The sequence below is a fragment of the Priestia sp. GS2 genome (assembly GCF_036409025.1).
Taxonomy (GTDB): Bacteria; Bacillota; Bacilli; order Bacillales; family Bacillaceae_H; genus Priestia; species Priestia aryabhattai_A.
In genome coordinates, this window is sequence record NZ_JAZGJX010000001.1 from 34,529 (window position 1) to 61,462 (window position 26,934).

12 protein-coding genes, 20 tRNA genes, 4 rRNA genes, 2 pseudogenes and 1 riboswitch are annotated in these 26,934 nt (G+C 39.9%); of the genes and pseudogenes, 37 read left to right on the plus strand and 1 reads right to left on the minus strand.

Translation table 11 applies throughout. The annotated features are described in order from the left end of the window. Positions 1-3 precede the first annotated feature (3 nt). From rrf (V2145_RS00160) to V2145_RS00310, 31 genes and pseudogenes are all read left to right on the plus strand, one after another. A 5S ribosomal RNA gene (gene rrf / locus V2145_RS00160) occupies positions 4-117 on the plus strand. 267 nt (positions 118-384) lie between these two features. Further along, positions 385-1,331 (plus strand): annotated as a pseudogene (locus tag V2145_RS00165) (alpha/beta hydrolase). Positions 1,332-1,594: 263 nt separating this feature from the next. Continuing rightward, a pseudogene (locus V2145_RS00170) lies at positions 1,595-2,320 on the plus strand (DsbA family oxidoreductase). Between the two features lie 266 nt (positions 2,321-2,586). Then, a 16S ribosomal RNA gene (locus V2145_RS00175) occupies positions 2,587-4,135 on the plus strand. A 230-nt stretch (positions 4,136-4,365) separates the two neighbouring features. Further along, positions 4,366-7,292: ribosomal RNA gene (locus tag V2145_RS00180) — 23S ribosomal RNA — on the plus strand. A gap of 155 nt (positions 7,293-7,447) precedes the next feature. Continuing rightward, positions 7,448-7,563: ribosomal RNA gene (gene rrf / locus V2145_RS00185) — 5S ribosomal RNA — on the plus strand. The 16S, 23S and 5S rRNA genes sit together here with 20 tRNA genes alongside, the layout of an rRNA operon. 11 nt (positions 7,564-7,574) lie before the next feature. Next, a tRNA-Val gene (locus V2145_RS00190) sits at positions 7,575-7,650 on the plus strand. A 10-nt stretch (positions 7,651-7,660) separates the two neighbouring features. Further along, positions 7,661-7,736 (plus strand) — tRNA-Thr (locus V2145_RS00195). Between the two features lie 5 nt (positions 7,737-7,741). Continuing rightward, positions 7,742-7,817 (plus strand) — tRNA-Lys (locus V2145_RS00200). Between the two features lie 18 nt (positions 7,818-7,835). Beyond that, a tRNA-Leu gene (locus V2145_RS00205) sits at positions 7,836-7,923 on the plus strand. 16 nt (positions 7,924-7,939) lie between these two features. Continuing rightward, positions 7,940-8,014 (plus strand) — tRNA-Gly (locus V2145_RS00210). A 12-nt stretch (positions 8,015-8,026) separates the two neighbouring features. Next, positions 8,027-8,117: transfer RNA gene (locus V2145_RS00215), tRNA-Leu, on the plus strand. Positions 8,118-8,126: 9 nt separating this feature from the next. After that, positions 8,127-8,203, plus strand: a tRNA-Arg gene (locus V2145_RS00220). 4 nt (positions 8,204-8,207) lie between these two features. Continuing rightward, positions 8,208-8,283, plus strand: a tRNA-Pro gene (locus V2145_RS00225). A gap of 5 nt (positions 8,284-8,288) precedes the next feature. Continuing rightward, positions 8,289-8,364 (plus strand) — tRNA-Ala (locus V2145_RS00230). Positions 8,365-8,389: 25 nt separating this feature from the next. Next, positions 8,390-8,469, plus strand: a tRNA-Met gene (locus V2145_RS00235). Between the two features lie 12 nt (positions 8,470-8,481). Beyond that, positions 8,482-8,575, plus strand: a tRNA-Ser gene (locus tag V2145_RS00240). Between the two features lie 20 nt (positions 8,576-8,595). Beyond that, positions 8,596-8,670: transfer RNA gene (locus V2145_RS00245), tRNA-Met, on the plus strand. Positions 8,671-8,673: 3 nt separating this feature from the next. Next, positions 8,674-8,749: transfer RNA gene (locus V2145_RS00250), tRNA-Asp, on the plus strand. Between the two features lie 9 nt (positions 8,750-8,758). Then, positions 8,759-8,834 (plus strand) — tRNA-Phe (locus V2145_RS00255). Between the two features lie 8 nt (positions 8,835-8,842). Beyond that, positions 8,843-8,918, plus strand: a tRNA-His gene (locus tag V2145_RS00260). Between the two features lie 9 nt (positions 8,919-8,927). Beyond that, positions 8,928-9,001, plus strand: a tRNA-Gly gene (locus V2145_RS00265). Between the two features lie 4 nt (positions 9,002-9,005). Then, a tRNA-Ile gene (locus V2145_RS00270) sits at positions 9,006-9,082 on the plus strand. 8 nt (positions 9,083-9,090) lie between these two features. After that, positions 9,091-9,165: transfer RNA gene (locus V2145_RS00275), tRNA-Asn, on the plus strand. Positions 9,166-9,172: 7 nt separating this feature from the next. Beyond that, positions 9,173-9,263: transfer RNA gene (locus tag V2145_RS00280), tRNA-Ser, on the plus strand. Between the two features lie 15 nt (positions 9,264-9,278). After that, positions 9,279-9,350, plus strand: a tRNA-Glu gene (locus tag V2145_RS00285). A 263-nt stretch (positions 9,351-9,613) separates the two neighbouring features. After that, positions 9,614-11,548, plus strand: a complete 1,935-nt coding sequence (glgB, locus tag V2145_RS00290) for a 1,4-alpha-glucan branching enzyme (RefSeq protein ID WP_131888446.1) — start codon at positions 9,614-9,616, stop codon at positions 11,546-11,548. Further along, entirely contained in the window at positions 11,499-12,641 is a 1,143-nt protein-coding gene (locus V2145_RS00295) for a glucose-1-phosphate adenylyltransferase (RefSeq protein ID WP_094911985.1), read from the plus strand. The genes glgB and V2145_RS00295 overlap by 50 nt, the downstream gene beginning before the upstream one ends. A gap of 31 nt (positions 12,642-12,672) precedes the next feature. Continuing rightward, positions 12,673-13,698, plus strand: a complete 1,026-nt coding sequence (locus V2145_RS00300) for a sugar phosphate nucleotidyltransferase (protein ID WP_094911984.1) — start codon at positions 12,673-12,675, stop codon at positions 13,696-13,698. Further along, positions 13,695-15,125, plus strand: a complete 1,431-nt coding sequence (gene glgA, locus V2145_RS00305; protein WP_131888445.1) for a glycogen synthase GlgA — start codon at positions 13,695-13,697, stop codon at positions 15,123-15,125. Before V2145_RS00300 ends, glgA begins: the two co-directional genes overlap by 4 nt. Before the next feature lie 13 nt (positions 15,126-15,138). Then, complete coding sequence (locus V2145_RS00310; RefSeq protein ID WP_131888444.1) at positions 15,139-17,550, plus strand: glycogen/starch/alpha-glucan phosphorylase; 2,412 nt, start codon at positions 15,139-15,141, stop codon at positions 17,548-17,550. Between the two features lie 100 nt (positions 17,551-17,650). Here the strand turns inward: V2145_RS00310 and V2145_RS00315 are convergent, their stop codons facing one another. Further along, entirely contained in the window at positions 17,651-18,403 is a 753-nt protein-coding gene (locus V2145_RS00315; protein WP_131888443.1) for a TraR/DksA C4-type zinc finger protein, read from the minus strand. 368 nt (positions 18,404-18,771) lie between these two features. Between V2145_RS00315 and V2145_RS00320 the strand changes: the two genes are divergently transcribed. The 6 genes from V2145_RS00320 (at position 18,772) to menC (ending at position 26,206) form a co-directional block, all read left to right on the plus strand. Next, a complete protein-coding gene (locus V2145_RS00320; RefSeq protein WP_094911980.1) occupies positions 18,772-20,193 on the plus strand; it encodes an isochorismate synthase in 1,422 nt (473 codons plus the stop codon). Next, a complete protein-coding gene (menD, locus tag V2145_RS00325) occupies positions 20,180-21,928 on the plus strand; it encodes a 2-succinyl-5-enolpyruvyl-6-hydroxy-3-cyclohexene-1-carboxylic-acid synthase (RefSeq protein WP_330987241.1) in 1,749 nt (582 codons plus the stop codon). Before V2145_RS00320 ends, menD begins: the two co-directional genes overlap by 14 nt. Before the next feature lie 3 nt (positions 21,929-21,931). Further along, positions 21,932-22,756 carry a 2-succinyl-6-hydroxy-2,4-cyclohexadiene-1-carboxylate synthase gene (gene menH / locus V2145_RS00330; protein ID WP_311856304.1) on the plus strand — a complete coding sequence of 275 codons (825 nt, stop codon included), beginning with the start codon at positions 21,932-21,934 and terminating at the stop codon, positions 22,754-22,756. Further along, the gene (menB, locus tag V2145_RS00335) at positions 22,753-23,571 is read left to right on the plus strand and encodes a 1,4-dihydroxy-2-naphthoyl-CoA synthase (RefSeq protein WP_094911977.1); all 819 of its coding nucleotides are present in this window, start codon (positions 22,753-22,755) and stop codon (positions 23,569-23,571) included. The genes menH and menB overlap by 4 nt, the downstream gene beginning before the upstream one ends. Before the next feature lie 62 nt (positions 23,572-23,633). Continuing rightward, on the plus strand, positions 23,634-25,103 hold the full coding sequence (locus V2145_RS00340; RefSeq protein ID WP_330987242.1) for an o-succinylbenzoate--CoA ligase: 1,470 nt from the start codon (positions 23,634-23,636) through the stop codon (positions 25,101-25,103). Next, a complete protein-coding gene (menC, locus tag V2145_RS00345) occupies positions 25,100-26,206 on the plus strand; it encodes an o-succinylbenzoate synthase (protein ID WP_131888439.1) in 1,107 nt (368 codons plus the stop codon). The genes V2145_RS00340 and menC overlap by 4 nt, the downstream gene beginning before the upstream one ends. A 413-nt stretch (positions 26,207-26,619) precedes the next feature. Continuing rightward, a riboswitch (cobalamin riboswitch) is annotated at positions 26,620-26,805 on the plus strand. Positions 26,806-26,934 lie beyond the last annotated feature (129 nt).

Consider the following 26,934-nt stretch of genomic DNA (forward strand, 5'->3'; position numbering starts at 1 on the left):
TAGTTTGGTGATGATGGCAGAGAGGTCACACCCGTTCCCATACCGAACACGGAAGTTAAGCTCTCTAGCGCCATGGTAGTTGGGACCTTGTCCCTGTGAGAGAGGACGTCGCCAAGCAAACTTTAAGACGAGTCAGAATGACTCGTCTTTTTTGTGTTTTATAACTTTTTTTCAAAGCTAAATATTTTGAAAATCTCGCTTTTCAAAAATAGTACGTAGCTATATAAGTTTTATTCAATTTCTTTCGTGATTTTTTATATGTAATTTAATTTTTTATATTTTATTTCTTAAAATAGGATTCATCAGTGTGTTAAAATAGTACAGTTGTTTTTGATGTACTTTAATATAAGAAATTTAAGTTAGAAAAGGAGATAATATGAAAAGATAAGTATAATTACTATAGTAGTCTTAGTCCTGACTAGGAAATCGTGTATATGTTAGTTGGAAATTATTTTTATAACTATGCGTTAAATGCGAAACAAGAAAAGGAATTTTTGCAAGATAATCCTCATTTAAGTAGAAACGGTAAATGCAGTTGGGAAAGTAAAAGTGGCTGCAAATGAAGAAAAGAATGCAAACTTAGTATTGAAGTATAAACCTAACACATTAACTATACGTTCTTTCGATAAATTAAATTTAAAAGGTTATGAATATATGAATGAACCATCTAGTCATAAATGGGCAATTGTAGTTCATGGATTACAATTTAGAGCATCAGAAATGACGAAATATGTTCGTAATTTCTATAGGAACAATTATAATGTCATAGCACCAGACCTTCGTGGACATGGAAATAGTGAAGGAGATTATGTCAGAAGGTATGGGCTGGCATATAGGTAAAGATGTTTTGATTTGGATTCAACAAATCTTAAAGAAATTTTAATGCTGAAATTATTGGTGTTTCGATGGTTGCAACTAAATGATGACTTCAAGAAGATTTACCTTCTAATGTTAAAGTTATTATTGAAGATTGTGGATATTTCAACTGTTATTGATGAATTTACTTATCAACTAAAGATTTATTCCATTTACCGAAGTTTCCTGTTATGAATGCGGCAAATACGGTTACTAAATTAAGAGCTGGTTACGATTTAGAAGAGGCTTCAGCTGTAAAACAAGTAGCGAAAAAGTAAAACACCTATGTTATTCATTCATGGGGATGCTGATACATTCGTTCCTTTTGAAATGTTAGATGAAGTATATAATGCTGCAAAAGTAGAAAAAGAGAAATTAATTGTTCCAGGTGCTGGACATGGAGAAGCGGAGAAGTAGATTCGAATAAATATTGGAATACTGTATGGAAGTTCGTAGGGAAGTATATTCCGGCATAATTAAAATTGTTGCATTTATATAGACGATAATCGGAGGGATAATAGTTAATCCTTTTGATTATCGTTTTTTTGTTAATTAGGTATTCTGCTATAAGTGTGTTTTTGTATGTACTATATGAAGGAGATAGAGCAAAAACTTTTGATTCCTTAATCTCAGTGCTACAATGATTGAAAACTAAATGTTAATGAGGTGTTTTTATGAAAATTGAACATGGTCGGATTTTGTATGCCCATTTTGCTATATTGGGAAACGCAGATTAGAGATGGCTTTAGAGCAATTTCCATATAAGAAGGATGGTTGAAGTTGAGTTTAAAAGTTTTGAATTAGACCAAAATGCTCCAATTATTCTGGAACAAGTATTAATGAAGTACTTGCATCAAAGTATGGAATTAGTATTGAAGAAGCTAAGCGTAATAACGTACAGTTAGGAAATCATGCAGCTAGTATGGGTTTAAGTTTTAATTTTGATGAGATGAAGCCGACTAATACTTTTGATGCGCATCGTCTTGCGAAGTTTGCAAAGAATCAAGGGAAAGAAAAGAGATTACAGAAAAATCTACTTTTTGCATATTTCACTGAATCGAAAAATTTAAGCGATGTGGATACACTTGCTACTATCGCTGAAGCTTCAGGTTTAGATAAGCAAGAAGCTTTAAATGTTATTAATGATAAAAATGCGTATGCAAATGATGTTAGAATTGATGAAGCGATTGCTCAGCAATATCAAATTTCGGGAGTGCCTTATTTTATTATTAATCAAAAGTATGCTATTTCAGGTGCACAACCACTTGAAACTTTTGTTTGGTGCACTTCAGCAAGTGTGGAAGAAGAGAATCCTGCACCTAAGTTGCAAGAACTTTCTTCAGAATCCAAAAAGAATCTTTCTTGTACTGATGGAAGTTGTTCGGTGCCGTCGAAGAACAATAGTTTTTATGGTAGAAGAGCACCCTATAGATTGTTCTGTGGGATGCTTGTATATAACTTATAGAAGAAATACGTAAATGAAATCTATAAAATATAAAGTTTTTTAAAAGGTGTATTGACGATTATACTTTAGAGGTGTAATATATTAACAAGTCGCTGATGACGGAAACGCAGAAAACGACAAAAGAAATAAAAAACTTAGTTGACATTGAAAATGAAGATGTTAACATAAGGAAGTCGCAAATGAGCGACCAAGTAGTTCTTTGAAAACTGAACGAAACAAACAACGTGAAACGTCAATTTTTATTTTAGATGCTAGACAAACTAACTTTATTGGAGAGTTGATACTGGCTCAGGATGAACGCTGGCGGCGTGCCTAATACATGCAAGTCGAGCGAATGGATTAAGAGCTTGCTCTTATGAAGTTAGCGGCGGACGGGTGAGTAACACGTGGGTAACCTGCCCATAAGACTGGGATAACTCCGGGAAACCGGGGCTAATACCGGATAACATTTTGAACTGCATGGTTCGAAATTGAAAGGCGGCTTCGGCTGTCACTTATGGATGGACCCGCGTCGCATTAGCTAGTTGGTGAGGTAACGGCTCACCAAGGCAACGATGCGTAGCCGACCTGAGAGGGTCATCGGCCACACTGGGACTGAGACGCGGCCCAGACTCCTACGGGAGGCAGCAGTAGGGAATCTTCCGCAATGGACGAAAGTCTGACGGAGCAACGCCGCGTGAGTGATGAAGGCTTTCGGGTCGTAAAACTCTGTTGTTAGGGAAGAACAAGTGCTAGTTGAATAAGCTGGCACCTTGACGGTGCCTAACCAGAAAGCCACGGCTAACTACGTGCCAGCAGCCGCGGTAATACGTAGGTGGCAAGCGTTATCCGGAATTATTGGGCGTAAAGCGCGCGCAGGTGGTTTCTAAGTCTGATGTGAAAGCCCACGGCTCAACCGTGGAGGGTCATTGGAAACTGGGAGACTTGAGTGCAGAAGAGGAAAGTGGAATTCCATGTGTAGCGGTGAAATGCGTAGAGATATGGAGGAACACCAGTGGCGAAGGCGACTTTCTGGTCTGTAACTGACACTGAGGCGCGAAAGCGTGGGGAGCAAAACAGGATAGATACCCTGGTAGTCCACGCCGTAAACGATGAGTGCTAAGTGTTAGAGGGTTTCCGCCCTTTAGTGCTGAAGTTAACGCATTAAGCACTCCGCCTGGGGAGTACGGCCGCAAGGCTGAAACTCAAAGGAATTGACGGGGGCCCGCACAAGCGGTGGAGCATGTGGTTTAATTCGAAGCAACGCGAAGAACCTTACCAGGTCTTGACATCCTCTGAAAACCCTAGAGATAGGGCTTCTCCTTCGGGAGCAGAGTGACAGGTGGTGCATGGTTGTCGTCAGCTCGTGTCGTGAGATGTTGGGTTAAGTCCCGCAACGAGCGCAACCCTTGATCTTAGTTGCCATCATTAAGTTGGGCACTCTAAGGTGACTGCCGGTGACAAACCGGAGGAAGGTGGGGATGACGTCAAATCATCATGCCCCTTATGACCTGGGCTACACACGTGCTACAATGGACGGTACAAAGAGCTGCAAGACCGCGAGGTGGAGCTAATCTCATAAAACCGTTCTCAGTTCGGATTGTAGGCTGCAACTCGCCTACATGAAGCTGGAATCGCTAGTAATCGCGGATCAGCATGCCGCGGTGAATACGTTCCCGGGCCTTGTACACACCGCCCGTCACACCACGAGAGTTTGTAACACCCGAAGTCGGTGGGGTAACCTTTTGGAGCCAGCCGCCTAAGGTGGGACAGATGATTGGGGTGAAGTCGTAACAAGGTAGCCGTATCGGAAGGTGCGGCTGGATCACCTCCTTCTTTTTATGGAGAATTTTGAACTTTGTTCAGTTTTGAGAGTTCAATCTCTCATTAATGGAAAGTACATCACTTTGTTTCGTATCTAATAAGAAGAAGAGAGAACTTTAACTTTTTTGAGTGCGATTGTTCTTTGAAAACTAGATAACAGTAATAGCTGAGGAAAAGTGAAACTTTTCTTAATAAAACCAATAAATAACGCAGTGCAAGTTGCATATTTTTTATTCGCTAATGGTTAAGTTAGAAAGGGCGCACGGTGAATGCCTTGGCACTAGGAGCCGATGAAGGACGGGACTAACACCGATATGCTTCGGGGAGCTGTAAGTAAGCTTTGATCCGGAGATTTCCGAATGGGGAAACCCACTGTTCGTAATGGAGCAGTATCTTTATCTGAATACATAGGATATTGAAGGCAGACCCGGGAACTGAAAACTAAGTACCCGGAGGAAGAGAAAGCAAATGCGATTTCCTGAGTAGCGGCGAGCGAAACGGAATAGCCCAAACCAAGAGGCTTGCCTCTTGGGGTTGTAGGACACTCTATACGGAGTTACAAAGGAACGAGGTAAATGAAGAGGTCTGGAAAGGCCCGTCAAAGAAGGGTAACAACCCTGTAGTTGAAACCTTCGTTCCCTCTTGAGTGGATCCTGAGTACGGCGGAACACGTGAAATTCCGTCGGAAGCTGGGAGGACCATCTCCCAAGGCTAAATACTCCCTAGTGACCGATAGTGAACCAGTACCGTGAGGGAAAGGTGAAAAGCACCCCGGAAGGGGAGTGAAAGAGATCCTGAAACCGTGTGCCTACAAGTAGTCAGAGCCCGTTAATGGGTGATGGCGTGCCTTTTGTAGAATGAACCGGCGAGTTACGATCCCATGCAAGGTTAAGTTGAAGAGACGGAGCCGTAGCGAAAGCGAGTCTGAATAGGGCGTTTAGTATGTGGTTGTAGACCCGAAACCAGGTGATCTACCCATGTCCAGGGTGAAGTTCAGGTAACACTGAATGGAGGCCGAACCCACGCACGTTGAAAAGTGCGGGGATGAGGTGTGGGTAGCGGAGAAATTCCAATCGAACCTGGAGATAGCTGGTTCTCTCCGAATAGCTTTAGGGCTAGCCTCACGTAGTGAGAGTCTTGGAGGTAGAGCACTGATTGGACTAGGGGCCCCCAACGGGTTACCGAATTCAGTCAAACTCCGAATGCCAAAGACTTATCCGTGGGAGTCAGACTGCGAGTGATAAGATCCGTAGTCAAAAGGGAAACAGCCCAGACCACCAGCTAAGGTCCCCAAGTATACGTTAAGTGGAAAAGGATGTGGAGTTGCTTAGACAACCAGGATGTTGGCTTAGAAGCAGCCACCATTTAAAGAGTGCGTAATAGCTCACTGGTCGAGTGACTCTGCGCCGAAAATGTACCGGGGCTAAACGTATCACCGAAGCTGTGGATTGACATCTTTGATGTCAGTGGTAGGAGAGCGTTCTAAGTGCTGCGAAGCTAGACCGTAAGGACTGGTGGAGCGCTTAGAAGTGAGAATGCCGGTATGAGTAGCGAAAGACAAGTGAGAATCTTGTCCACCGAATGCCTAAGGTTTCCTGAGGAAGGCTCGTCCGCTCAGGGTTAGTCGGGACCTAAGCCGAGGCTGAAAAGCGGTAGGCGATGGCCAACAGGTTGATATTCCTGTACCACCTCCCCGCCGTTTGAGTAATGGGGACGCAGGAGGATAGGGTAAGCGCGCTGCTGGATATGCGCGTTCAAGCAGTTAGGCTGATGAGTAGGCAAATCCGCTCATCATAAGGCTGAGCTGTGATGACGAGGGAAATATAGTACCGAAGTTCCTGATTCCACACTGCCAAGAAAAGCCTCTAGCGAGGCGGGAGGTGCCCGTACCGCAAACCGACACAGGTAGGCGAGGAGAGAATCCTAAGGTGATCGAGAGAACTCTCGTTAAGGAACTCGGCAAAATGACCCCGTAACTTCGGGAGAAGGGGTGCTCTGGTAGGGTGTATAGCCCGAGAGAGCCGCAGTGAATAGGCCCAGGCGACTGTTTAGCAAAAACACAGGTCTCTGCGAAGCCGCAAGGCGAGTATAGGGGCTGACGCCTGCCCGGTGCTGGAAGGTTAAGAGGAGGGGTTATCCTTTGGGAGAAGCTCTGAATCGAAGCCCCAGTAAACGGTGGCCGTAACTATAACGGTCCTAAGGTAGCGAAATTCCTTGTCGGGTAAGTTCTGACCCGCACGAAAGGCGTAACGATCTGGGCACTGTCTCAACGAGAGACTCGGTGAAATTATAGTACCTGTGAAGATGCAGGTTACCCGCGACAGGACGGAAAGACCCCGTGGAGCTTTACTGTAGCCTGATATTGAATTTTGGTACAGCTTGTACAGGATAGGCAGGAGCCTGAGAAGCCGGAGCGCTAGCTTCGGTGGAGGTGTCGGTGGGATACCGACCCTGGTTGTATTGAAATTCTAACCCGCAGCCCTGATCGGGCTGGGAGACAGTGTCAGGTGGCAGTTTGACTGGGGCGGTCGCCTCCTAAAGAGTAACGGAGGCGCCCAAAGGTTCCCTCAGAATGGTTGGAAATCATTCGTAGAGTGTAAAGGCACAAGGGAGCTTGACTGCGAGACCTACAAGTCGAGCAGGGACGAAAGTCGGGCTTAGTGATCCGGTGGTTCCGCATGGAAGGGCCATCGCTCAACGGATAAAAGCTACCCCGGGGATAACAGGCTTATCTCCCCCAAGAGTCCACATCGACGGGGAGGTTTGGCACCTCGATGTCGGCTCATCGCATCCTGGGGCTGTAGTCGGTCCCAAGGGTTGGGCTGTTCGCCCATTAAAGCGGTACGCGAGCTGGGTTCAGAACGTCGTGAGACAGTTCGGTCCTATCCGTCGTGGGCGTAGGAAATTTGAGAGGAGCTGTCCTTAGTACGAGAGGACCGGGATGGACACACCGCTGGTGTACCAGTTGTCTTGCCAAGGCATCGCTGGGTAGCTATGTGTGGACGGGATAAGTGCTGAAAGCATCTAAGCATGAAGCCCCCCTCAAGATGAGATTTCCCATAGCGCAAGCTAGTAAGATCCCTGAAAGATGATCAGGTTGATAGGTCAGAGGTGGAAGCACGGTGACGTGTGTAGCTGACTGATACTAAATCGAGGAGGACTTAACCAAATTAGAAAAGCGAAGGCGACTGTTCAATTGTGAAAGGCGTTGGAGCCGTAGTTGAGACAGTAAAAAAGTACTCAGCAAATTGTTATCTAGTTTTGAAAGAATAAAAATAAAAAAAAGTCTTGATTTATTTCGAAAATGTTGTATAATATAATATGTCTGGTGGCGATAGCAGAGAGGTCACACCCGTTCCCATGCCGAACACGGAAGTTAAGTTCTCTAGCGCCGATGGTAGTTGGGACTTTGTCCCTGTGAGAGTAGGACGTTGCCAGGCTGTTATATAATGGAGGATTAGCTCAGCTGGGAGAGCACCTGCCTTACAAGCAGGGGGTCGGCGGTTCGATCCCGTCATCCTCCACCATGAATATGTTGCCGGTGTAGCTCAACTGGTAGAGCAACTGACTTGTAATCAGTAGGTTGGGGGTTCAAGTCCTCTTGCCGGCACCACTTTCGAGCCATTAGCTCAGTTGGTAGAGCATCTGACTTTTAATCAGAGGGTCGAAGGTTCGAGTCCTTCATGGCTCACCATTTTAAATACACACACATGCGAGGGTGTGGCGGAATTGGCAGACGCGCTAGACTTAGGATCTAGTGTCTTTACGACGTGGGGGTTCAAGTCCCTTCACCCGCACCATTTAATTTCATAATGCGCGGAAGTAGTTCAGTGGTAGAACACCACCTTGCCAAGGTGGGGGTCGCGAGTTCGAACCTCGTCTTCCGCTCCACAAATAAGTCCTGCCGGGGTGGTGGAATTGGCAGACACACAGGACTTAAAATCCTGCGGTAGGTGACTACCGTGCCGGTTCAAGTCGCCGGCCCTCGGCACCATTTTAATAAGCGCCCGTAGCTCAATTGGATAGAGCGTTTGACTACGGATCAAAAGGTTAGGGGTTCGACTCCTCTCGGGCGCGCCATAAACGGGAAGTAGCTCAGCTTGGTAGAGCACTTGGTTTGGGACCAAGGGGTCGCAGGTTCAATCCTGTCTTCCCGACCATTTATGGGGCCTTAGCTCAGCTGGGAGAGCGCCTGCCTTGCACGCAGGAGGTCAGCGGTTCGATCCCGCTAGGCTCCACCAACTTCAAATACATTTCTGATAATATGGCGGTGTAGCTCAGCTGGCTAAAAGCGTACGGTTCATACCCGTGAGGTCGGGGGTTCGATCCCCTCTCCGCCGCTACCATATATAATATACGGAGGAATTTTTTAAGTCCGGCTGAAGGGATCGGTCTTGAAAACCGACAGGGGTGTTAAAGCCCGCGGGGGTTCGAATCCCTCTTCCTCCGCCATTATATTATTATCAAATTATCGCGGGGTGGAGCAGTCTGGTAGCTCGTCGGCTCATAACCCGAAGGTCGCAGGTTCAATCCTGTCCCCGCAACCAAATGGTCCCGTGGTGTAGCGGTTAACATGCCTGCCTGTCACGCAGGAGATCGCGGGTTCGATTCCCGTCGGGACCGCCATTATAAAAAGGCTCGGTAGCTCAGTTGGTAGAGCAAAGGACTGAAAATCCTTGTGTCGGCGGTTCGATTCCGTCCCGAGCCACCATCTATATGGCGATTGTGGCGAAGTGGTTAACGCATCGGATTGTGGTTCCGACATTCGTGGGTTCGATTCCCATCAGTCGCCCCATATAATTAAGCGGGTGTAGTTTAATGGTAAAACCTCAGCCTTCCAAGCTGATGTCGTGAGTTCGATTCTCATCACCCGCTCCATAATGGGCCTATAGCTCAGCTGGTTAGAGCGCACGCCTGATAAGCGTGAGGTCGGTGGTTCGAGTCCACTTAGGCCCACCATTTATTATTCCACAGTAGCTCAGTGGTAGAGCAATCGGCTGTTAACCGATCGGTCGTAGGTTCGAGTCCTACCTGTGGAGCCATTATATTGGGGAAGTACTCAAGAGGCTGAAGAGGCGCCCCTGCTAAGGGTGTAGGTCGCGTAAGCGGCGCGAGGGTTCAAATCCCTCCTTCTCCGCCAGTCGATTTTAATACTGGCCCGTTGGTCAAGTGGTTAAGACACCGCCCTTTCACGGCGGTAACACGGGTTCGAATCCCGTACGGGTCATATCTGAGAAGGTTTGCATTTATGCAAACCTTTTTTATTTGTTTGAAAATCATCTAGTAAATAGATGGTTTTTTTATTTTCATAAAAATATTCAGAAAAGAAGGAAAAAATAGATGCTTTATGGAATGTAAATTAGATAATAGAAATGAAAGAAGAAAGGTTTATTTACTAGGTTAGTCGTTAGAAAAGAGGGTATAGTAAATAATGGAAATAAAAAAGAGGAGTTTATTTACTAGGTTAATTGTTATCAAGGAGGGGTATTTTTGAATTCGATTGTTCAACCTACTGATTTTGACATCCATCTTTATCATGAAGGAAATTTGTTTCATAGTTATAAGCTCTTTGGGGCACATAAGTTAACACTAAACGGCATAGAGGGAGTACGATTTTCTGTTTGGGCTCCTAATGCTTCTGCGGTAAGCATTGTGGGTGATTTTAATGAATGGGACGGTTTAAATCATCCGTTAGAGAGATTAAACTCTCAAGGGATATGGACAATATTTATTCCAAATCTTGAAGAGAATATGATTTATAAATACGAAATTACAACTCATAATGGAACCAAAATATTAAAAGCGGATCCATATGCTTTTCATAGCGAAGTAAGGCCTAACACTGCTTCTAAAATTTATTCTTTAGAAGGATACAAGTGGGGTGATCAGTATTGGAAGCGTAAAAAGAAGCAACACGCTGTTTATGAAAAGCCTATGTGCATTTATGAGCTACACGCGGGTTCGTGGAAGATTCACGAAGATGGTGAACTATATACGTACCGTGAACTAGCTGAAGAATTAATTCCTTATGTACTAGAACAAGGTTTTACCCATATCGAACTATTACCGCTCGTTGAGCATCCGCTCGATAAATCGTGGGGATACCAAGGGACTGGCTATTTTTCTGCAACAAGTCGATACGGTTCACCACACGACTTAATGTATTTTATTGATCAATGTCATCAAAGCAGCATAGGCGTTCTTTTAGATTGGGTTCCCGGCCATTTTTGTAAAGATGCGCATGGGTTATATATGTTTGATGGTTCACCCACGTATGAATACAAGAACGAATTAGACCGTGAAAACTATACATGGGGCACGGCTAATTTTGATTTAGGTAAGCCAGAAGTGCAAAGTTTCTTAATATCGAATGCATTGTTTTGGCTAGAGTATTTTCACGTTGATGGCTTTAGGGTCGATGCTGTTGCCAATATGTTGTATTGGCCGAATTCGCATGAATTGGTTGAAAATCAATATGCTGTTCAATTCTTAAGAAAGCTCAATGAAGCGGTTTTTGCCTATGATTCAACTATTTTAATGATGGCTGAAGATTCAACAGATTGGCCACTAGTTACAGCTCCTACATATGATGGTGGGCTAGGTTTTAATTACAAATGGAATATGGGCTGGATGAACGATGTCTTAACCTATATGGAAGCAGACACTCATCAAAGAGCGAACCTTCATGAAAAGATGACTTTCTCTTTAATGTATGCCTTTAATGAAAATTTCATTTTACCATTCTCTCATGATGAAGTCGTTCATGGGAAAAAATCAATGTTAAATAAAATGCCTGGAGACTATTGGCGAAAATTTGCTCAGCTGCGATTATTATACGGCTATTTTATTGCTCATCCGGGCAAGAAACTACTATTTATGGGTGGAGAATTTGGTCAATTCGATGAGTGGAAAGACGCAAGTGATTTAGATTGGCAGCTATATGACTTTGACATGCACCAAAATTTAAATAGTTATTTTAAAGAGTTACTTAAAATTTATAAAAGAAGTAAGCCACTTTATGAATTAGATCATAAAGAAGAAGGTTTCTCTTGGATTGATGTGAATAATCGAGATCAAAAAATCTTTTCGTTTATTCGAACATCAACAAATAGTCAGGATAAGCTTGTAGTGGTATGTAACTTCTCAGATGTTCCATATCATGCATATAAAGTAGGTGTTCCTCTAAACACAGAATATGTTGAGGTCATCAATAGTGATCATGTTGATTTTGGAGGTTCTGGAGTTGTTAACTCAAAACCTTTAAAAGTAGTTGAGGAAGGGTTTCACGGTCTACCGTTTCATATTGAAATGGATGTACCACCCTTTGGGATTAGCATCATGAGAACAAAGAAAAAACGGGGGGAGAGAAAAAAAAATGTTAAAAAAGAAGTGCGTAGCGATGTTATTGGCAGGAGGAAAAGGTAGTCGATTAAGTTCACTTACAAAAAATTTAGCAAAGCCAGCTGTCCCATTTGGTGGAAAATATCGAATTATTGATTTTGCATTAAGCAATTGCTCCAACTCTGGGATTGAAACAGTTGGAATCTTAACACAGTACCAGCCTTTACTTTTACATTCTTATATTGGTATTGGAAGCGCTTGGGACTTGGATAGGAGAGACGGAGGCGTTACGGTATTACCTCCTTATTCAGAGTCATCAGGGGTAAAGTGGTACAAAGGAACTGCTAGTGCAATTTATGAAAACTTAAACTACCTATGTCAGTATGAACCTGAGTATGTGTTAATTTTATCCGGAGACCATATTTACAAAATGAATTATGAAAGTATGCTAGATTACCATATTGAAAAAGAGGCAGATGTATCTATCTCAGTGATTGAAGTTCCTTGGGATGAAGCAAGTAGATTTGGAATCTTAAATACAAACGAAGCTTTAGAAGTTGAGGAATTCGATGAAAAGCCACAGCATCCAAAGAATAATCTAGCTTCTATGGGTATTTATATTTTTAAATGGAATATTCTTAAAGAATATCTAGAAATGGATGCACGTAATCCTTATTCTAGTCATGACTTTGGGAAAGATGTCATTCCTCTATTGTTAGAAGAGAAGAAGCGCTTAATAGCATATCCATTTACAGGGTATTGGAAAGATGTTGGTACAGTTAAAAGCTTGTGGGAAGCGAATATGGACTTATTAGACGAAAGTGATGAGCTCAATTTATTTGATTCTTCATGGAAAGTATATTCAGTAAATCCTAGTCAACCTCCTCAGTATATTGCTCCAACAGCATGCGTAGTGGAATCGTTAGTAAATGAGGGCTGCGTTGTTGAAGGTAGTATTGAACGCTCTGTGTTGTTTCCAGGAGTACAAATTGGCAGCGGTTCAGAGGTCAAACGAAGCGTTGTGATGCCATCGGCTAAAGTGGGAGTAAACGTATATATTGAAAATGCTATTATTCCGTCAGATGTAATCATTCCAGATGGAACTATTATTAAGCCAACACAGGGAAAAGAAGAAGTCATTTTAGTGACTAATGAACTTTTAGAATCAATTTCATAATGCATTTAATTAACAGAGAGGATGAACTACATTGAATAATCAAATGCTAGGCATTATTGATGCTTGCACAACTATGAGCTCTTTACAACCATTAACTTTTTATCGTTCAATTGCGGCTGTTCCATTTGCAGGACGCTACCGCTTAATTGATTTTATGCTGTCGAATATGGTGAATTCTGGCGTCCAAAGCGTGGCTATATTTCCAAAGGACCGCTATCGTGCTCTTACTGATCATATTGGTTCAGGAAAAGAGTGGGATCTAGACCGAAAAAGAGATGGACTATTCATCTTTCCACCTGTAAAAAACGATTTAAAATTAGAAGACCCATCGCTAATTGCTCAATTCCGCTATCATATTGATTATTTCCTTCGAAGTAAACAAGATTACGTTATTATTGCAAATAGCTATACCATTTGTACCATTGATTTCAGTCAAGTATTAAAGCGTCATGTAGCTCAAGGTGCAGTTGTAACGTCAGTAGTGAGTGGTAATACTCCTCTAAACATATACATTATTAATAAAAAAACGTTACTCGATATCCTACAAAATGAAACCCAAGATTTTGATACGATTACAGAGCTTGTGCACTATCTTTCAGAGTCATCCAAAGTGATTACGTATGAGCATAATGGATACCTTTCTCAAGTGGATTCGCTAGAAGCATATTATAAAGCTAGTATGGATATTTTATCTCCAGACACGTGGAAGCAGCTATTTCTAAGAACTCGTCCAGTTTATACAAAAACAAAAGATGAACCTCCAACGCGCTATGCAAAAACAGCTGTAGTGAAAAATTCAATGATTGCTAACGGATGTGTTATTGAAGGGCATGTTGAAAACAGTATTATTTTCCGAGGTGTAAAGATAGGAAAAGGCGCAGTTGTTAAAAATAGTATTGTGATGCAAAAAGGAGCTATTCTTGAAAATAGCGTATTAAACTATGTTGTTTTAGATAAAGATGTAAAAATAGGTAGTCATGAAGAGTTGAATGGTGAACCTAATCTACCAAGAGTATTAGCAAAAGGAACAGTTCAAGGAGCGTTGATGAATTCGTGAATGTATTATTTGCAGTGTCAGAATGTGTACCGTTTATTAAAACAGGAGGATTAGCGGATGTAGCTGGTGCTTTGCCTAAGGAATTGAAGCAGCTGGGCACCAACGTATCTGTAATTATGCCCAAGTATAGCTTAATTCCTGAACAGTACAGTGAGCAGATGACTTTAGAAAAAGTCATCTATGTACAAGTTGGATGGAGAAGACAATATTGTGGGATTTATACGCTAGAAATGAATGGTACTCAGTACATTTTTATTGATAATGAATACTATTTTAAAAGAGATAGTCTGTACGGTCATTATGATGATGCAGAACGCTTTGCCTTTTTCTCTAAAGCAGTACTAGAAGCTATTCCAACTTTAGTAAATGAGCCGGATATCATTCATTGTCATGACTGGCATACAGCCATGATTCCTTTTTTATTAAGAGCGCAATATAATATGTATGACCATATTGAAACGGTATTCACTATTCATAACCTACAGTTTCAGGGGGTCTTTCCAAAGCAAAATTTATATGAGCTACTAAACTTAAATGATTATCACTTTACGTCTAATCAATTAGAGTTTTATGGCAATTTAAATTTTATGAAAGGCGGTCTTGTCTCTGCGGATAAAATTACAACAGTGAGCCCAACTTATCGAAATGAAATTCAAATGCCTTATTATGGTGAAAAGTTAGATGGATTGCTAAGACAAAGAGACCAGGATTTGATAGGGATTGTAAATGGTATTGATGATCAGGCTTATAATCCAGAAGTGGATGAGTTAATTGCATTTAACTATTCAGCACAAGATTTAGCAGGTAAGAATAAGAATAAAGAAGATTTACAAGCATACCTTGGATTAGATGTGAAAAATAATGTCCCACTTGTATCAATGGTAACGCGGTTAACAAAACAAAAAGGGTTAGATCTTGTAAAGCATGTTTTTCATGAAATAACTCGTTTAGGTGCGCAAGTTGTTATACTCGGGACAGGTGAAGAAGAATTTGAATCATTTTTCAAAGACATGGAATCTCAGTATCCCAATCAGGTAAAAGCAATCATTGGTTTCAATGAAGCCCTAGCCCATAAAGTGTATGCGGGATCAGATTTATTTTTAATGCCTTCAAAGTTTGAGCCATGCGGATTAGGTCAATTGATTGCGTTGCGCTACGGTGCAATCCCAATCGTCAGGGAAACAGGTGGGCTAAATGATACGGTCCTTTCGTATAATGAGTCTACTCACGAAGGAAATGGATTTACTTTTGCAAATTATAACGCTCACGATATGCTTTACACAATTGAAAGGGCAATTTCCTTTTACAATGATAAGGACGTATGGGAGAAATTAATGCGAGATGCTATGAGTCAAGATTATAGCTGGGCGCAGTCGGCATTTAAATATAATCAACTATATGCGAACTTAACATCTATTTCATCTTGAAAGGGTGATAAGCTTGTTCTCTAATAAAGAAAGCTTTCAAAAAGTATTTTTAAAAAAGTTAGAAATGACTTATGGGAAAAGCTTCAAAGAATCGACGGTACAAGATCAATACCATACGTTAGGAAATATGGTCAGAGAGTATATTAGTAGTGATTGGATTGCTACTAATGAGGCTCAGAGGTCAAATCATTCAAAACAAGTGTATTATCTCTCGATTGAATTTTTATTAGGCAGGCTATTAGGACAAAATTTACTTAACCTTGGAATAAAAGAAGTAGTTGAAGAAGGGTTAAAAGATTTAAATATTTCACTAGAAGAGATTGAGGAAATTGAGGCAGATGCTGGGTTAGGAAATGGTGGGTTAGGCCGTTTAGCTGCTTGTTTTTTAGATTCTTTAGCTTCTTTAAATTTACCAGGGCATGGATGTGGAATTCGATATAAACATGGGTTATTCGATCAGAAAATTGTGGATGGTTTTCAAGTAGAATTGCCTGAACAGTGGCTTCGTCACGGTAACTCTTGGGAAGTGAGAAAAGTTGATCAATCTATTGAAGTAAACTTCTGGGGAGAAGTTGAATATTACAATGATAATGGCAAACTAGCATTTCGACATATTAATGGAGAGTCTATTTTAGCTGTGCCGTATGACATTCCGGTAGTAGGCTATGATACGACTACGGTGAATACGCTTCGACTTTGGAACGCAGAACCTGCTTCATTTCCAGTACATAAAGACGTAATGCAGTATAAGAGAGAAACAGAAGCAGTATCCGAATTTTTGTATCCAGATGACACCCATGAAGATGGTAAAATTTTAAGATTGAAGCAGCAATATTTTCTCGTATCCGCTAGTTTGCAAAGTATTATTCGTTCCCATCGTATTGTGTACGGGACGCTTGCCAATCTACATGAAAAGGTAGCGATTCATATCAATGACACCCATCCTGTATTAGCTATTCCAGAATTGATGCGCATTCTCTTGGATGAGGAAAATCTTAGTTGGGATGATGCGTGGCATATTACTACACAGACCATTTCATACACCAACCATACGACGTTATCTGAAGCTTTAGAAAAATGGCCAATTCACTTGTTTAAACCGCTTCTCCCTCGTATTTATATGATTGTGGAAGAAATTAATCAGCGCTTTTGTGAAGAGTTGTGGAAAAAATATCCTTACCAATGGAAAAGAATTGAGGATATGGCCATTATCGCGCATGATATGGTGAAGATGGCTCATTTAGCGATTGTAGGAAGTCATAAAGTAAACGGCGTGGCAAAAATACACACCGACATTTTAAAAAAGCGAGAAATGAAAAACTTCTTTGATTTCTATCCACAGAAGTTTATTAATAAAACAAACGGTATTACTCATAGACGATGGCTGTTAAAGGCGAATCCAGAATTATCAATGCTTCTCAATGAAACTATCGGTGATGACTGGGTGAAAAATCCTTACGCATTAAAACAGTTGGAGCCTTATGCTCAAGATAACAATTTTAAAGACCAATTAAAACAAGTAAAGCAACAGCGGAAAGATATTTTAAGCGAAGTTATCAAAAAGCAAACTGGTATTGAAATAAATCCAGAGTCAATCTTTGATGTGCAAGTGAAAAGGTTACATGCTTATAAGCGACAGTTGCTAAATGTACTTCATATTATGTATCTATACAATCGTTTAAAAGAAGACTCTAACTTTAAAATTATACCTAGAACTTTTATCTTTGGAGCAAAGGCTTCGCCAGGATATTACTATGCTAAGAAGGTTATTAAGTTAATTAACTCAGTGGCTGATGTAGTAAACAGTGATCCAATCACATCGCCGTTTTTAAAAGTTGTTTTCCTTGAAAACTACCGCGTTTCTTTGGCTGAAGATGTTTTTACAGCAGCCGATGTTAGCGAACAAATCTCAACTGCCAGTAAAGAAGCATCAGGCACTGGGAATATGAAATTCATGATGAACGGTGCTTTAACTATTGGAACAATGGATGGAGCAAACGTAGAGATTGCGGAAGCTGTTGGAGAAAACAATATGTTTATCTTTGGTTTATCATCTGAGGAAGTTTTACACTATCAACAAAACGGTGGGTATCGCTCATTTGATTATTATCATCATGATCAGCGAATAAAAAAAGTGTTAGAGCAGCTTATAAACGGCTTTTTTAAGAATACTTACGATTTATTTGAACCAATTTACGATTCGTTGTTAATGCAAAATGATGAGTACTACGTACTGAGAGACTTCGCTTCCTATGTTCAAGCACAAGAAAAAGTAAATCAAGCATACTGTGACAAAGAGAAATGGTTTGAAATGAGCGCGTTAAATATTGCTCAATCAGGTTATTTCTCTAGCGATCGCACAATATCAGAGTATGCAAAAGAGATTTGGGAAATTAATTCATCAAAACAAATATTGTCATATTAAAAAAGGAGCCTCTAGGCTCCTTTTTTATCTATTATCACTAAAGAAATTATCGGAATTTCTTTATACATATATTTTTATACAGAATAACAGCCGTATTACGCTACTCCTGGTATTCTGTATAATGCTCTTTTTCATGAGATGGTAGGTCACCAAAAGTTGTCATAATACCTTCTTCATCTAAGGTCTGCTCATATTCTTCATGCTGTTTGGACGGGTATACAACAATTTCTTTTCCATATAAATCAGTACCTACGAAGTTCTCATAGTCTTCTACATATCCAACGTTTTCATCATGTTCAATGTATGTGTCGTTATAAGAAGAGATATCTCCTTCGAAGTCAGATGGTGATTCAGACGTTCCATATCTTTCGACGTCTTGCCAAGAATCTTCCGCGTCATATTCAGTTGCTCCGGAAGTATCCAAATCGTATTGTCCAAATGGATGACGAAGGTTTAATTCTTCGACGGGTCGTTGTCGTGATGTTTCTTGCGACGGACTATGCTCTTTACAGTACAAGGTGGTAGGAACTGCTTGGAGACGTTCAAAGCTAATATCTTTTCCACAAGTTTTACATTTTCCATATGAGCTTTTTTCCATAGCATTTAAAGCAGCCTTAATTTCCTTTAGCTCTTCGCGTGTATGTTCATATAATGCAATATCTTTTTCACGTTCGTAAATTTCACTGGCCATATCTCCAGGGTGATTATCATAACTTGATAATTCTCCGGTTGAATCATGTAAACTTTGGGATCTTAACCCAAAATCATTATTGTCTTTTAACTGATGCATTAGGCTTTCTTGTTCAGTTAATAATGCTTCCCTTAATTGATTTAGTTGCTTATTGGAAATCATAAGACTTCTCTCCCTTTTCCCTTGAATTACTCAATTCCACATTATTATGTGTTAAATGATTTAAAAAAATTAAGTTCTATCGTGTTTCACATGTGAAATGATTGGTATTTATGATGAAATGTGTAACGACTTCTTCCCTTAGTTATGGAAAAACTAGTCGATAAATACTTTCATTGCTGAAGGAAAGTAAATATTTTTTTAAGTTATATAATGTAACTTGGAAACAAAGAGCACAAAATCGGTAACTTTTGTTGAGATATGATACAATCTTATCAAGGGAATTCAGTTGTCAAACTAGATTTTTTTACAGCGAAAGTTTATAATAAATTGGTTAAAGACTTACGACATTATAAACGGGGGGACGTAGTGTGATTGCAATAACTGAACAGTTAATACATGATCATTTATCAGAGGCAATTGAATGTGCCAAAAATGAAAGTAACACAAAACTTGTCAGCGTAGTCAAAAAAGTAAGACCTATTGACCCCCTTATTTTTTATGCAAACGGCTATAGACAGTTTTGTAAAGAACGTTTCTTTTGGAGAGATCCGAACCAGCAGTATACGTTCGTTGGGTTAGGAAGAGCTTATACGCTGTCTTCCAAAGAAGGGTCTGAGCGTTTTTTTGATACAGAAAAACAATGGAAGCGCTTTAAAAGAGATATTTTGTATACAAATGACGTAGAGTTTCCAAATGGTACAGGTCCTCTGCTTTTTGGAGGATTCTCATTTGATCCTTATCAAAAAAAGGACAACCATTGGAACGATTTTTCCAATAGTAAATTTGTAATTCCCTCTGTTCTTTATACAGAGACGGAAGGGAATGGATATCTAAGTATAAACATTAAAGTAAGTGGTGAAGACAATATACAAGCTCATCTTAATCGTATTGAAGAGCTTGAAGGATTGTTAGGGAACCAAGAATATGACGGTAGTAGCTATTCATCGCCTTTACTATTAACAAAAGAAGAAATTAATGTACAAAGGTTTAAAAAAAATGTTCAAAATGCTACTTCGTTAATCCAACAAGGAAAAATTGAGAAAGTGGTACTAGCTCGACAGTTAAAAGCAACATTTACCGAAGCAATTTCGACAGAGTACGTTATTCAGCGTTTGTTGAGAGAACAACCTACAAGCTATACCTTCATTTTTGAGAATGAAAATCAACATTTTGTTGGGGCGTCTCCAGAGCGTTTGGTGCAAAAAGAGGGAGACTATGTTTTTTCGACTTGCTTAGCGGGTTCTATTAAGCGAGGAAAAACAAGAAAAGAAGATGAGCTTTTAGGTAATGAGCTTTTAAATGATCAAAAAAATTTAATTGAACATGATGTGGTTGTTCATATGATAAAAGAAGCAATGGAAGCCTATTGTATGGAAGTAGAAATACCTATGCAACCAACACTGTATAAAACGAAGCATATTCAACATCTCTATACACCTGTTCGAGGCAAAACGAAGAAAGATGTAACATTGTTTTCGCTGTTAAAAGAGCTCCACCCAACACCTGCTTTAGGAGGATATCCACAAAATGAATCTTTGTCCATTATTCGAAAGTTAGAACCATTCGACCGAGGATGGTATGCAGCTCCAATTGGTTGGGTTGATATTAATGGTAACGGAGAGTTTATTGTTGGAATTCGTTCAGGTGTAATTGAACGACAACAGGCGATGCTGTTTGCAGGTTGTGGAATTGTAGCGGATTCGACTCCTGAGAGTGAATATGAAGAAACAACGATTAAATTTAATCCAATGCTATCAGCTTTAGGGGGTATAGCAAGTGGACCATACTAATCAGCTAACTGCTTATGTAGCAGCTTTTGTAGACGAATTAGCCAAATTAGGTGTGAATCACGTTGTGGTAAGCCCCGGCTCTCGTTCAACACCAATTGCTATGTTAATGTCTGAGCATGAGAAGATAAAAGTTCATTTAAATATTGATGAGCGCTCGGCTGGTTTTTTTGCTTTAGGTATGGCAAAAGCAAAAAATCAGCCTGTTGCGCTTGTTTGTACGTCTGGAACAGCTGCTGCGAACTATTTTCCGGCGGTTGTTGAAGCATATTATTCAAGGGTTCCTCTACTTGTTATTACTGCAGATCGTCCACATGAACTGCGTGAGGTAGGGGCTCCACAAGCAATTAATCAACAATACTTGTTTAGTCACTACGCGAAGTGGTTTGTAGATACTGCTTTACCAAAAGCAACAGAAGAGCCAATTCGTTACATTCGAACTTTGGCTGGAAGAGCTGTCAGCCTGTCAGCTAGTGGTCCAAAAGGACCTGTTCACATTAACATGCCGCTTCGTGAGCCAATTGTTCCAAATCTTTCTTTGGAAAATTTATGGAGCTTACATGAACGTGAAAACTCTTATGTATCGTTTGATGAAGGAAAATCAATGCTTTCTAGCCAAGCTTTTGAGCATATTGGTCAGTTCATAAAAGACGAAACAAAAGGTTTAATCATATGTGGAGACCAGCTAAATAGTGAGGATAAACAGGCTATTGTAGAGTTATCAGATTATCTTCAATTTCCAATTATTGCAGATCCACTCTCCCAGATGAGAAGTGGTAATCACGATAAAGATCTTATCATCGATACTTATGATTCATTTTTGAAAAAAGAAGGAATTCAACCACTATTGAAGCCAGAAGTTGTCATTCGTTTTGGTGCCATGCCTGTATCAAAGGGGTTAACTTTATTTTTAAAAGCTTATGAACTAAAAGCTGTTTTTGTAGTAGATGAAAGCAACGGATGGCGAGATCCTACTCTTCGCTCCACACATATGATTCAGTGCAACGAAGGACTATTTGCTCGTGAATTACCTAAGTATATAGGGAGTAAAAAATCTTCTAATTCATGGAGCGAAAAGTGGATTGAATTAAATAAGCAAGTTAAGGATTCATTAAAAGCCAGCTTACAAGATAAGTGGTTTGAAGGTAGCATTGTAGAGGAACTGTCAAAGCTTTTACCAGCTAATTCGGCTTTGTTTATCGGTAACTCAATGCCGATAAGAGATGTAGATTCGTTTTTCTTTGCAACAGATAAAAAGCTTCACTTATTTGCAAATCGAGGTGCCAATGGTATTGATGGTGTAGTTTCATCAGCTTTAGGCGTTAGCACTGAATATGAGCATACTGTACTTTTAATTGGTGACTTATCTTTTTATCATGATTTAAACGGCTTGCTTGCTGCTAAAATGCATAATCTCAATTTAACAGTCGTGCTCATTAACAATGATGGTGGAGGGATTTTTTCATTCCTACCTCAGTCAAAAGAAGAGAAGCATTTTGAGTTTTTATTCGGTACACCAACAGGCTTGCAGTTTGAGCATGCTGCAAATTTATATGCTGGTACATTTAGTAGAGCTTATACAGCAGGTGAATTTCATGATGCACTAAAAGCTTCGTTTAAAGAGGGCGGACTGCATATTGTTGAGGTACCAACAGTTCGTACAGAAAATGTCGAAATGCACCGTGAAATCTGGAATAACGTTTCACAGGTAATAAATTTGTCTAAGTTTGAGGAATAAGAGATGCATTATAAATATGAAGGTGTTTCGTACCATGTTGAAGTGCAAGGGAAGGGAATGCCTCTGTTATTATTGCATGGTTTTACAGGCTCTTCTCAAACTTGGAGTACATTTGCAAAGTCTTGGGCACGTTATTATCAGGTTATTACAATCGACATTATTGGTCACGGGAAAACGGATTCTCCGAAAACAGTTTCTCTATATACAATGGAACAGATGATGAACGTCATTGTAGGGTTGTTTGACCAACTCCATATTGAAAAAGCCGTTGTCCTGGGTTATTCAATGGGAGCACGTCTAGCACTGGCGTTATCCTGTCACTTTCCGGAGCGAGTAAAAGCACTTATTATGGAAAGTGGGTCACCTGGTCTAAAGACAGAGGCAGAAAAAATTGCAAGGCAAGCTGCAGATGAAAAATTAGCTGTGTTTATTAAGAACCAAGGTATTGTTAAGTTTGTTGATTATTGGGAAAACATTCCTATGTTTGAAACTCAAAAACGAATGTCTGTACAGGATCAAGCGCTAGTTCGACAAGAAAGGTTAGCTCAATCAGAACGTGGTTTGGGAAATAGCCTATTAGGTATGGGAACAGGAGTGCAAGAATCTTATTGGGAAAGGTTAAATGATTTGCTTTTTCCAGTCCTTTTAATCACAGGTGAGCAGGATCGGAAATTTTGTGAAATTGCAAAAAAGATGTCTAATCAGCTCAAATTTTGTAGGCATAAAGTTGTTTTAAATGCCGGCCATGCAATTCATGTGGAACAACCAAGAATTTTTGGTAAAATAGTAAGTGAGTTTTTATCAGAACATGAGGAGGAAGAAAGATGACAGTTGAATGGGTATCTCAACGTAATTATGAAGATATTTTGTATGAAACATATAATGGAATTGCAAAAATTACAATTAACCGTCCAGAAGTAAGAAATGCTTTCCGTCCAAAAACGGTAATGGAATTAATTGATGCTTTTGCATATGCGCGTGATGATTCAAGCGTTGGTGTAATTGTACTAGCAGGTGCTGGAGACAAAGCATTTTGTTCTGGTGGAGACCAAAAAGTACGCGGACATGGTGGTTATGTAGGTGAAGACGAAATTCCTCGCTTAAACGTATTAGACTTACAGCGTTTAATTCGCGTTATTCCAAAGCCAGTTGTTGCGATGGTTTCAGGATACGCAATTGGTGGAGGTCACGTTTTACATATCGTATGTGACTTAACAATTGCAGCGGATAATGCAATTTTTGGCCAAACAGGTCCAAAAGTTGGAAGCTTTGATGCTGGCTATGGTTCAGGCTATTTAGCGCGTATTGTTGGTCATAAAAAAGCGCGTGAAATTTGGTATCTATGCCGTCAATACAACGCACAAGAAGCACTTGAAATGGGACTTGTTAACACTGTTGTACCATTAGAAGAGTTAGAAGCAGAAACAATTAAGTGGTGTGAAGAAATGTTAGAAAAGAGCCCAACAGCTCTACGTTTCTTAAAAGCTGCATTTAATGCTGATACAGATGGATTAGCTGGTATACAGCAATTTGCTGGAGACGCTACGCTTTTATATTACACAACTGATGAAGCAAAAGAGGGTCGTGACGCATTCAAAGAAAAGCGTAACCCAGACTTCAAACAGTTCCCACGTTTCCCATAATGCTCAAAACAGCTTGATGACACTCATCAAGCTGTTTTTTCTATGGAAAGGAGAATAGAAGCATGAATTTTTTACCTAATTGGTTAAGTCAACGAGCAAAAGTCACACCTAACCGAATTGCCATTGACTTAGAATCGGAATCAATTACATTTTTTCAGCTGCATAAACGAGTAGTGAAGCGAGCTTTTCAATTAGCGAGCTATGGTATAAAAAAAGGGCATACAGTTGCTATCTATATGAGAAATCGAATAGAGTATATTGAATTGATTCATGCTTTAGCTTACATAGGAGCAAAAGCTCTATTACTCAATACGCGCTTAAAGCAGCAAGAGATTCAATATCAATGTAGTGATGCAAAAGCAAGTTTTCTTGTTGTCGATGAGAGTTATGAAGAAACTATACTAATTTCAGGAACAGAACTAATTCAACTGCAAGAACTTACCCAGCGATATGAACAAGAAATTGTGCTTCAATCTCAGTATGACTTAAACGATACATATACAATTATGTATACGTCAGGTACGACAGGTAATCCAAAAGGAGTTATGCAGTCTTATGGGAATCATTGGTGGAGTGCTACTGGATCATCACTAAATCTTGGACTCCAGGCAAATGACTGCTGGCTCGTTGCGGTGCCTTTATTTCACATTAGCGGCTTTTCTATTTTAATGAGAAGTGTTATTTACGGCATGAGAATTGTACTACACTCAAGGTTTGAAGCTATAGAAGCAAACGCTGCTATCGAAACAAAAGGTGTAACCATTATGTCGGTCGTAACATCAATGCTAACCCAGATGTTAAAGGAGCTAGGTGAAAGAAAATATCCGGAATCATTTCGTTGCATGTTAACAGGAGGAGGTCCTGTGCCAAGAGGTCTCTTGGATGACTGTATGGAGAAAGGAATTCCTGTTTACCAAACATATGGGATGACAGAAACTTCTTCTCAGTGTGTAACGTTAGCTCCAGAAGACAGCATCCAAAAACTTGGATCTGCAGGAAAGCCCCTGATGCCTTGCCAGCTTAAAATTGTAAATGCTAGCGGTAAAGAAGTAACGAATGGTCTAGAAGGTGAAATCGTTGTGAAAGGCCCTAACGTAACGCCTGGGTACCTCAATAAGCCAGAAGAAACAGCCAAAGCGATAAAAGATGGTTGGTTATATACAGGAGATATTGGTAAGCTTGATGAAGATGGGTTTTTATACGTACTAGATAGAAGATCAGATTTAATTATTTCAGGTGGAGAAAACATCTATCCAGCGGAAATTGAGAGCACTTTATTAAAGCATCCACTTATTGTGGAAGTCGGTGTTACAGGAGTGCCTGATAAACAGTGGGGACAAGTTCCAGCAGCTTTTTTAGTAGTCACATCGCCAATAAAAAAAGAAGAGTTGCATATACATTGTCAGGCAATGTTAGCTAATTATAAAATACCAAAGTATTATTTTATTGTAGATGAACTGCCAAGGACAGCGTCCAATAAAATTGTTAGACGAAAATTACCTAAACTTATAGAACAGGGGCACCAGCTATGATTCAGATTCATAAAGCAACTATTCATGCTATTGAATTGAACCTGTTATCACCGTTTTCAACTAGTTATGGAACTGTGACAAATCGAGAGCTACTGCTTTTAGAAGTAGAAGATATAAATGGTGAAGTAGGGTGGGGAGAAGTGGTAGCATTTTCGACCCCTTGGTATACAGAAGAAACTATTAAAACGTGCTTTCATATGCTCAATGATTTTTTGCTCCCTGCTTTAATTGGTAAGCGATTAAGCACGCCTTTAGATTTGCAGGAACTATTTAATCCTATTAAGCGAAACCATATGAGTAAAGCAGCGGTAGATTGCGCGGTTTGGGATTTATTTGCTAAGAAGAACAATCAGTCGCTATCTCAAGCTCTTGGGGGCACAAAAGAAGCTGTAGAAGCAGGCGTAGTAGTTGGGCTGGATAATATTCATCGAATGATTCATAGAATAGATCAACATTTGAAAGCTGGATATAAACGTTTTAAAGTGAAGATTAAGCCCGGAACGGATTACGATCTTATTAAGCAAATTAGAAAGCATTATCCCAAACTTCCACTGATGGTAGATGCAAACTCTGCTTACTCCTTAGATGATTTGAAGTTGCTTCAAAAGCTAGACGAGTTTGATCTCATGATGATTGAACAGCCTTTAAATTCTAGTGATATTATTGATCACCGCCATTTGCAAAAGCATCTGCGTACACCCATTTGTTTAGATGAAAGTATTGTGTCTTACGATGATGCTAGAAAAGCAATTGAGTTAGGAAGTTGTCAAGTTATTAACGTAAAAGTTGGACGAGTAGGTGGTTTAACAGAAGCAAAGCGGATTCATGATTTGTGCCAGAAAAGTAATGTGCGACTATGGGTCGGAGGAATGCTTGAATCCGGTATATCAAGAGCTCATAATATTGCACTTGCTTCATTAGAACACTTCACCATCCCTGGGGATATTTCAGCTTCTGCACGTTATTGGAACAAGGATGTCATTCTCCCAGAAGTAGAAGTAAATAACGGGTTAATTCATGTGCCAAAAGAACCTGGTATTGGCTATCAGATTGATAGAGTGTTTTTAAATAAAGTTTCCACCTATCAAAAAATATATGAGTGATATAAATCCACTTTAAAAGTGGATTTTTTTATTGGGATTTCTTCTGAAGAGCCTGCTTTCTTATCGTTTATATAAAAGCTATCTATCAGGTGAAAAAAAGTTTGATTAAATTTCACAAATCAAATAGTATAACCAATCCGAAAAAACATGTTATGATGGAATAGTTTGATGAAAAATGAAGCTGTTTATAATAGCTAGTTGCTAATACATAACAAAACTTTTAAAAATTTCTTTTTTATATGTATGCAAGAAACCTTATTAAATAAAGGCGTAGAAGGGTATGTCAAGTAAGGGAAGGGAAAATGAGCGGAAATTTATTTTGAAAAAAATATTGTAGTTCTGTAAGTTGTCCCTTATAATGTGTTTATAACACAACATCTTGTTTTTAATTAAAACTTCATATACTATATTTTGTGTTTTCCAGTAAAAAAGGTGTCTGATAAAAGACTTAAAAGGGAATTTGGTGCAAATCCAAAACTGTCCCCGCAACTGTGAATGCTGATGAAATAAGGAATAGCCACTGTGAATAACAATCATGGGAAGGCCTTAGAGTAAAGCGAAGCATAAGTCAGGAGACCTGCCTTTTTTATGACGTTTTATCTTCTTCGGGAGGTGAGAGGATAGAGCGAGGATTGAGAAAAGACATTTCGTCTTCTTTTATCTTCGTTCTATTCGCTCACTGCGTCAGGTGAGCGATTTTTTTATGCTGGAGAAAAAGGAGGAACTTA